This window comes from Streptomyces spongiae (assembly GCF_009377185.1).
Taxonomy (GTDB): domain Bacteria; phylum Actinomycetota; class Actinomycetes; order Streptomycetales; family Streptomycetaceae; genus Streptomyces; species Streptomyces spongiae.
Window position 1 is genome coordinate 1 of sequence record NZ_VJZC01000503.1, and the last position, 7,414, is coordinate 7,414.

The window sequence follows — 7,414 nt, forward strand, 5'->3', positions numbered from 1 at the left end:
TAGTAGGGGCGCGGGGAACTGCGCGACAAGCCACAACAAACCCGCACCCTCCAAACAACACTCAGCCCCACCCCCTTAGGAGCCCCCATGTCACCCGCCATAGAAACCGACGAACACAAGGCCCTACGAGCCGCCGTCTCCGCCTTCGGCAAGCGCTACGGCCGTGACTACCTCCTCACCATCCACCAAGAGGACCGCTACCCCGACGAACTCTGGTCCGAGGCAGCCAAGCTGGGCTACTTGGGCGTCAACCTGCCGGAGGAGTACGGAGGCGGAGGCGGCGGCATCCAAGAACTCTCCATCGTCCTCGAAGAACTGGGCGCCGCAGGCAGCCCCCTCCTCATGCTGATCGTGTCACCCGCCATCTGCGGCACAGTGATCGCCCGCTTCGGCACGGAGGACCAGAAACGCGAGTGGCTCCCCGCCCTCGCGAACGGCACCCGAACCATGGCCTTCGGCATCACCGAACCCGACGCCGGCTCCAACTCCCACCGCATCACCACCACAGCCCGCCGCGACGCCGAAGGCGACTACCTCCTCACCGGCCGCAAGGTCTTCGTCTCCGGCGTCGACATCGCCGACGCCACCCTCATAGTCGGCCGCACAGAAGACGCCCGCACGGGCACCCTCAAGCCCTGCCTCTTCATCGTCCCGCGCGACGCCCCCGGCTTCGAGCGACGGCCGATCGACATGGAGATCACCTCAGCCGAGAAGCAGTTCGAGCTCACCCTGGACGACGTACGGCTCCCCGCCGACGCGCTCGTCGGAGACGAGGACGCGGGCCTGCTGCAACTCTTCGCCGGCCTCAACCCCGAACGCATCATGACCGCCGCGTTCGCCATCGGCATGGGTCGCTACGCCATCGCCAAGGCCGTCGAGTACGCCCGCGACCGCACCGTCTGGAAGACCCCCATCGGCGCCCACCAGGCCATCGCCCACCCCCTCGCCCAGGCCCACATCGAGCTCGAACTGGCCCGCCTGATGATGCAGAAGGCCGCCCACCTCTACGACTCCGGGGACGACGTGGCCGCCGGTGAGGCTGCCAACATGGCCAAGTACGCCGCCGGGGAGGCATGCGTGAAGGCCGTCGACCAGGCCGTGCACACCCTCGGTGGCAACGGCCTCACCCGCGAGTTCGGACTCGGTTCCCTCATCACGGCCGCGCGCGTGTCTCGTATCGCACCGGTGAGCCGGGAGATGATTCTCAACTACGTCTCCCACCAGACCCTGGGCCTGCCCAAGTCGTACTGAGTGCGGGGTACTGAGTGCGGGGGCCGCCCAGGCCGTACCCCGCAGCACACCGTCGTGCGAGGAGGAACCGTGTTCCGCAGCGAGTACGCAGAAGTCCCGGCCGTCGAACTCCCCATCCACGAGGCCGTCCTGGGCCGGGCCGCCGAGTTCGGCGACGCGCCCGCGCTGATCGACGGCGTCGACGGCACCACGATCACGTACGAGCAGCTGGACCGCTTCCACCGGCGGCTGGCCGCCGCCTTCACCGACGTCGGCGTCGAGAAGGGCGACGTGCTCGCCCTGCACAGCCCGAACACGATCGCCTTCCCGACCGCCTTCTACGCCGCCACGCGCGCCGGAGCGTCCGTCACCACCGTCCACCCGCTCGCCACGCCCGACGAACTCGCCAAACAGCTCACCGACTCCGGCGCCCGCTGGATCGTCACCGTCTCGCCCCTCCTGGAGACGGCCCGCACGGCCGCCGAACGCGCCGGCGGCATCGATGAGATCTTCGTCTGCGACAGCGCGCCCGGACACCGCTCGCTGATCGACATGCTCGCCACCACCGCCCCCGAACCGCACCTCGCCATCGACCCCGTCGAGGACGTCGCCGCCCTGCCGTACTCCTCCGGCACGACCGGCGTCCCCAAGGGCGTCATGCTCACCCACCGGTCCATCGCCACCAACCTCGCGCAACTCGAACCCGTCATGACGGTGGGACCCGGCGACCGCATCCTGGCCGTACTGCCCTTCTTCCACATCTACGGGCTGACCGCACTCATGAACGCCCCCCTCAGGCTGGGCGCCGCCGTGGTCGTCCTGCCGCGCTTCGACCTGGAGACGTTCCTCGCCGCGATCGAGACGCACCGCATCACCCACCTGTACGTGGCCCCGCCGATCGTCCTCGCCCTCGCCAAGCACCCGGCGGTCGCCCAGTACGACCTGTCGTCCCTGAAGGAGATCATCTCCGCCGCCGCACCCCTGGACGCGCACCTCGCCCACGCCTGCGCCCGGCGCCTCGGCCTGCCGCCCATCGGCCAGGGCTACGGCATGACGGAACTGTCGCCCTGCACCCACCTGGTCCCCTTCGGCACCGCCCAGGACGCACCCCCCGGGACGGTCGGCAGGCTCATCCCCGGCACCGAGATGCGGATCGTCTCCCTGGACGACCCCGCCAAGGACCTCGGCGTCGGCGAAGCCGGTGAGGTCCTCATCCGGGGCCCCCAGGTCATGAAGGGCTACCTGGGACGCCCCGACGCCACCGCCGCCATGATCGACGAGGACGGCTGGCTGCACACCGGCGACGTCGGCCACACCGACGCCGACGGCTGGCTCTTCATCGTCGACCGCGTCAAGGAACTCATCAAGTACAAGGGTTTCCAGGTCGCCCCCGCCGAACTCGAAGCCCTCCTCCTCACCCACCCCGGCATCGCCGACGCCGCCGTCATCGGCTTCTACAACGACGACAACAACGAGGTCCCGCACGCCTACGTGGTCCGCCAGCCCACCGCGACCGACCTCTCCGAAGGAGAAGTCATGATGTACGTCGCCGAACGCGTCGCCCCCTACAAACGCGTCCGCCGCGTCACCTTCCTCGCCGGCGTCCCCCGCGCCGCCTCCGGCAAGATCCTCCGCCGTGAACTCCGCGACCTCCAGGAACAGCACAAGGTCCAGGAACTACGGGAGAAGTCGTGACCGACCCTGCCCTCGACCCCGCAACCGCCCTCGTCGCCGTAGCCCACCACCGCGGCATCGTCACCCTCACCCTCGACTCCCCGGCCAACCGCAACGCCCTCTCGGCCGCGCTCGTCGCCGAACTCGCCGAGGGCCTCACCCGGTGCGGCAAGGACCGTGACGTCCGCGCCGTCGTCCTCACCCACACCGGGAACACCTTCAGCGCGGGCGCCGACCTGCGCGACCCCCCGCACCCGGACGCCCTGGTCGACCTGATGCGCCAGATCGTCGCACTGCGCAAACCGGTCCTGGCCCGCGTCACCGGACACGTACGGGCCGGCGGCCTCGGCCTGCTCGGCGCCTGCGACATCGCGGTGGCCTCCACCGACGCCACCTTCGCCTTCACGGAGGTCCGTATCGGCGTCGCCCCCGCCGTCATCTCCCTGCCCCTCCTGCCCCGTACGGACCCGCGCGCCCTCGCCCGCTACTACCTCACCGGTGAACGCTTCGACGCGCCCGAAGCGGCCCGCATCGGCCTCGTCACGGCGACCGGCGACGACGTGGACGAGGTCCTCGCCCCCATGCTCGACGGCCTCCGCCGTGCCTCCCCCCAGGGCCTCGCCGAGACGAAACAGCTGTTCACAGCTAGGGTGCTGGAGACCTTCGACCGGGACGCGGCCGACCTGACCGCGCTCTCGGCCCGGTTGTTCTCCTCCCCGCAGGCCCGCGAGGGAATGACGGCCTTCCTCGAACGACGGGATCCCGCATGGGTGGTGTGACCACGGCCGACCGCGTGCCAGACCGCGTGCCCGATCGCGTGCCCAAACAGGACCGCAGCCGCGCCACCCGGCAGCGACTCCTGGAAGCCGCCGTCGCCTGCCTCGCCGAACACGGCTGGGCGGGCTCCACGGTCTCCGTCGTCGCCGAACGCGCCGGAGTCTCCCGTGGCGCCGCCCAGCACCACTTCCCCACCCGCGAGGACCTGTTCACCGCGGCCGTCGAGTACGTCGCCGAAGAGCGCTCCACGGCCCTGCGCGCCCTCTTCCCCGAGGGCGCGGCCGACCGCCGGGACGTGGTCTCCGCCCTCGTCGACCTCTACACCGGCCCCCTGTTCCGGGCCGCCCTCCACCTGTGGGTCGCCGCCTCCAACGAGGACCAGCTCCGCCCGAGGGTCACCGAACTGGAGGCCCGCGTCGGCCGCGAGACACACCGCATCGCCGTGGACCTGCTAGGCGCCGACGAGTCCGTACCCGGCGTCCGCGAAACCGTCCAGGGCCTCCTCGACATGGCCCGCGGCCTCGGCCTCGCCAACCTCCTCACCGACGACACCGGCCGCCGGGACCGGGTGGTGGCGCAGTGGGCGGTACTGCTGGACGAGGCGCTCGCCCGAGACGTACGGCCTCAGGGACTGAGCGGCCTCAGGGACTGAGCGGCGTCAGGGACTGAGCGGCGTCAGGGACTGAGCGGCGTCAGGGACTGAGCCGCTCCACCCGCCACGACCCGTCCGCCTCCGCCACATACCGCAACCGGTCGTGCAGCCGGTTCCGCCGCCCCTGCCAGAACTCCACCGACTGCGGCGCGACGCGGTAACCACCCCAGTTCGGCGGCACCGGCACCTGCTCGCCCTCCGGGTAACGGGTGCTCAACTCCTCGTACGCCGTGTCCAGTTCCGCACGTGAGGAGATCACCGAGGACTGCGCGCTCGCCCAGGCCCCGAGCTGCGAGCCGTGCGGCCGGGTGCGGAAGTACGCGGCTGTCTCGTCCCTTCCGGTACGGCGGGCCGTCCCCGTCACGATCACCTGACGGGCGATCGGGTGCCAGGGGAACAGCAGCGAGACGTACGGGTTCTCCGCCAGGTCGAGAGCCTTGCGGGAGTCGTAGTTGGTGTAGAAGACGAAGCCCTGCTCGTCGTACGCCTTCATCAGCACCGTACGAGAACTCGGCCGGCCCTCGGCGTTCGCGGTCGACACCACCATGGCGTTCGGCTCGAACACCGCGCCCTCGGCCGCGGCCTGCCGGAACCAGCGCTCGAACTGAGCCATCGGATGCCCGGCCAGCTCGCCCTCGTCGAGCCCCTCGGCCCGGTACTGCTTGCGCATGGCGGCGGGGTCGGGAACGGGTTCGGACGGATCGTATGCGGCTTCGTGGGCGGTCGCGTCGTCGGTCACATGGTCATCCTGCCGTATGTGCCCCGGCGCGCACGGTGGGTGTCCTTCCTCACTCCGTGGCACTGAGTGCCGCGACTACTCCCCAAAGGTGGCACTCAGGGATATCGTTCTGCAGCGTCAACCGTTCCGGTTGGGTGACCGCCGACCGTACGGGGCATCACCGGAGTGACCGCTCAGGGACCGCGAGTCTCCGAAAACGACGAAAATCGACCGCATCCGTCGCACACATGTCGCACACATCACGAGGAGCCGCCTGATGTCCGACTTCGTACCCGGACTCGAAGGAGTCGTCGCGTTCGAGACGGAGATCGCCGAACCGGACAAGGAGGGCAGCGCCCTCAGGTACCGGGGCGTCGACATCGAGGAACTGGTCGGCCACGTCTCCTTCGGCAACGTATGGGGCCTGCTCGTCGACGGCGCCTTCAACCCCGGCCTGCCGCCCGCCGAGCCCTTCCCCATCCCCATCCACTCCGGCGACATCCGCGTCGACGTCCAGTCGGCGCTCGCGATGCTGGCCCCGGTGTGGGGCCTGAAACCCCTCCTGGACATCGACGCCGAACAGGCCCGCGAGGACCTGGCCCGCGCCGCCGTCATGGCCCTGTCCTACGTCGCCCAGTCCGCCCGCGGCCAGGGCCTGCCCATGGTCCCGCAGCGCGAGATCGACAAGGCCCAGTCCGTCGTCGAACGCTTCATGATCCGCTGGCGCGGCGAGCCCGACCCGAAGCACGTGGCGGCGGTGGACGCGTACTGGACGAGCGCCGCGGAACACGGCATGAACGCGTCCACCTTCACGGCGAGGGTGATCGCGTCGACGGGCGCGGACGTGGCGGCGGCCCTGTCCGGCGCCGTAGGAGCCATGTCCGGCCCCCTGCACGGAGGCGCTCCCTCCCGAGTCCTGCACATGATCGAGGAGATCGAGCGAACGGGCGACGCGGAGGCGTACGTCAAGCAGGCCCTGGACAGGGGCGAACGCCTGATGGGCTTCGGCCACCGCGTCTACCGCGCCGAGGACCCGCGCGCCCGTGTCCTCCGCCGCACGGCCCGCGAACTGGGAGCCCCCCGCTTCGAGATCGCCGAAGCCCTGGAAAAGGCGGCCCTGGCGGAACTCCACGCCCGCCGACCCGACCGCGTCCTGGCCACGAACGTCGAGTTCTGGGCGGCCATCATCCTCGACTTCGCCGAGGTCCCCGCCCACATGTTCACCTCGATGTTCACCTGCGCCCGCACGGCCGGCTGGTCGGCCCACATCCTGGAACAGAAGCGCACAGGCCGCCTCGTCCGCCCCTCGGCCCGCTACGTGGGCCCGGGCAGCCGCAACCCACGCGAGATCGAGGGCTACGAGGACATCGCCCACTGAGACCGTTGGGGCGCCCTGGAACGCAGACGACCCGCAGGCTCTGGGTCCCCCGCCTCACGGCGGGAAGCCGGCCGGACGTACCGGCGAGCCTGCGGGTCGGGTGACTGCGTTGGATTGGGCCGGCTGCACGTTCAGTTCACGTGCTGGCCCGGCAACCGCACTTGTGTGGTGACGGGCCGCTAGCCCGCAGCCACCTCACTTGTCCGGGATTCATACATCTGCCGAACCACCTCCCTTCTGTGTGCAGCCCACACTAAGAAGCGGACCGGAAGCGCTCAAGCGATTTTCCGAGAGAATTACCCGAGCGGCCGGTCCTCAGTGCTGGATCAGCCCGCCCACCGGCACGGGAGCCACGTGGCCGGCTGCCGGAAGGGTCCGGGACAGGGCGAGGCCGATGTCGACGAGTGAGGACCGGTGTAGGCGGGCGACATCGGGGATCGGCGTCCAGACCGACTCGGCGACTGCGCCGTTCGGCTCGGGCCGGAGGTGGCCGCCGGTGATGCGGACCCCGTAGAAGATGCCGACGTTCTGGTGGTCCGGGCCGCCGGGGACGGTGCGTTCGGCTGCGGGGATCACCCTCGAGTCCACGCCCAGCAGGCGTTCGACGACCGCGTCGCAGCCGGTCTCCTCGGCGACCTCCCGGATCACCGCGTCGAACGGATCCTCTCCGTGCTCGACCCTGCCGCCCGGAAGACTCCAGGTGGATTCGCCTTCTCGTGATACGCATCGGGCGAGCAGCACCCGCCCGTCCTCGACGCACACGGCGTACGCCGCCAACCGGAAACTCATCCCCGTACCTTCGCACGGCGCGGTAGCTGCCGGTCTGGCGTGCGCGTCAACCCTGACCATCGTCAGGGTCCGGCCCTGCCCTTCGGCTCGGGTTCTCGTCGGCCCTCGTTTCTACGTTCGACCTCATGGAACGAGAAGCTCGAAAGAAGGTCCGGGCCGGTCGGCCGGTGGCTGCTCCGGGGGTCCTGGGGGTGGG

The 7,414-nt window shown here is 70.3% G+C and carries 7 protein-coding genes; 5 read left to right on the forward strand and 2 right to left on the reverse strand.

Features of this window, described 5'->3' with window-relative positions:
- The first annotated feature begins 87 nt into the window (after positions 1-87).
- The 4 genes from FNH08_RS39675 (at position 88) to FNH08_RS39690 (ending at position 4,333) form a co-directional block, all read left to right on the forward strand.
- On the forward strand, positions 88-1,251 hold the full coding sequence (locus tag FNH08_RS39675; RefSeq protein ID WP_152776377.1) for an acyl-CoA dehydrogenase family protein: 1,164 nt from the start codon (positions 88-90) through the stop codon (positions 1,249-1,251).
- Positions 1,252-1,320: 69 nt separating this feature from the next.
- Positions 1,321-2,925: a 4-coumarate--CoA ligase family protein gene (locus FNH08_RS39680; RefSeq protein WP_322726219.1), complete on the forward strand. Its 1,605-nt coding sequence runs from the start codon at positions 1,321-1,323 to the stop codon at positions 2,923-2,925.
- Positions 2,922-3,683, forward strand: a complete 762-nt coding sequence (locus FNH08_RS39685) for an enoyl-CoA hydratase family protein (protein ID WP_322726220.1) — start codon at positions 2,922-2,924, stop codon at positions 3,681-3,683. The genes FNH08_RS39680 and FNH08_RS39685 overlap by 4 nt, the downstream gene beginning before the upstream one ends.
- Positions 3,671-4,333, forward strand: a complete 663-nt coding sequence (locus FNH08_RS39690) for a TetR/AcrR family transcriptional regulator (protein WP_152776378.1) — start codon at positions 3,671-3,673, stop codon at positions 4,331-4,333. The genes FNH08_RS39685 and FNH08_RS39690 overlap by 13 nt, the downstream gene beginning before the upstream one ends.
- A 40-nt stretch (positions 4,334-4,373) precedes the next feature.
- Here the strand turns inward: FNH08_RS39690 and pdxH are convergent, their stop codons facing one another.
- Positions 4,374-5,003 carry a pyridoxamine 5'-phosphate oxidase gene (gene pdxH, locus FNH08_RS39695; protein ID WP_152776382.1) on the reverse strand — a complete coding sequence of 210 codons (630 nt, stop codon included), beginning with the start codon at positions 5,001-5,003 and terminating at the stop codon, positions 4,374-4,376.
- A gap of 325 nt (positions 5,004-5,328) precedes the next feature.
- On the opposite strand from pdxH, the gene FNH08_RS39700 reads away from it, so the two are divergent.
- The gene (locus FNH08_RS39700; RefSeq protein WP_152776379.1) at positions 5,329-6,429 is read left to right on the forward strand and encodes a citrate synthase 2; all 1,101 of its coding nucleotides are present in this window, start codon (positions 5,329-5,331) and stop codon (positions 6,427-6,429) included.
- A 315-nt stretch (positions 6,430-6,744) separates the two neighbouring features.
- Here FNH08_RS39700 and FNH08_RS39705 read toward each other — a convergent pair whose 3' ends face one another.
- Entirely contained in the window at positions 6,745-7,218 is a 474-nt protein-coding gene (locus FNH08_RS39705) for an NUDIX hydrolase (protein WP_152776380.1), read from the reverse strand.
- Between the last annotated feature and the right edge of the window lie 196 nt (positions 7,219-7,414).

What these genes read in the sequence shown, in the direction of transcription:
- FNH08_RS39675 (WP_152776377.1), top strand. Translation starts at nt 88, where the DNA reads ATGTCACCCGCCATAGAAACCGACGAACACAAGGCCCTACGAGCCGCC.
- FNH08_RS39690 (WP_152776378.1), top strand. Translation starts at nt 3,671, where the DNA reads ATGGGTGGTGTGACCACGGCCGACCGCGTGCCAGACCGCGTGCCCGAT.
- pdxH (WP_152776382.1), bottom strand. Translation starts at nt 5,003, where the DNA reads ATGCGCAAGCAGTACCGGGCCGAGGGGCTCGACGAGGGCGAGCTGGCC.
- FNH08_RS39700 (WP_152776379.1), top strand. Translation starts at nt 5,329, where the DNA reads ATGTCCGACTTCGTACCCGGACTCGAAGGAGTCGTCGCGTTCGAGACG.
- FNH08_RS39705 (WP_152776380.1), bottom strand. Translation starts at nt 7,218, where the DNA reads ATGAGTTTCCGGTTGGCGGCGTACGCCGTGTGCGTCGAGGACGGGCGG.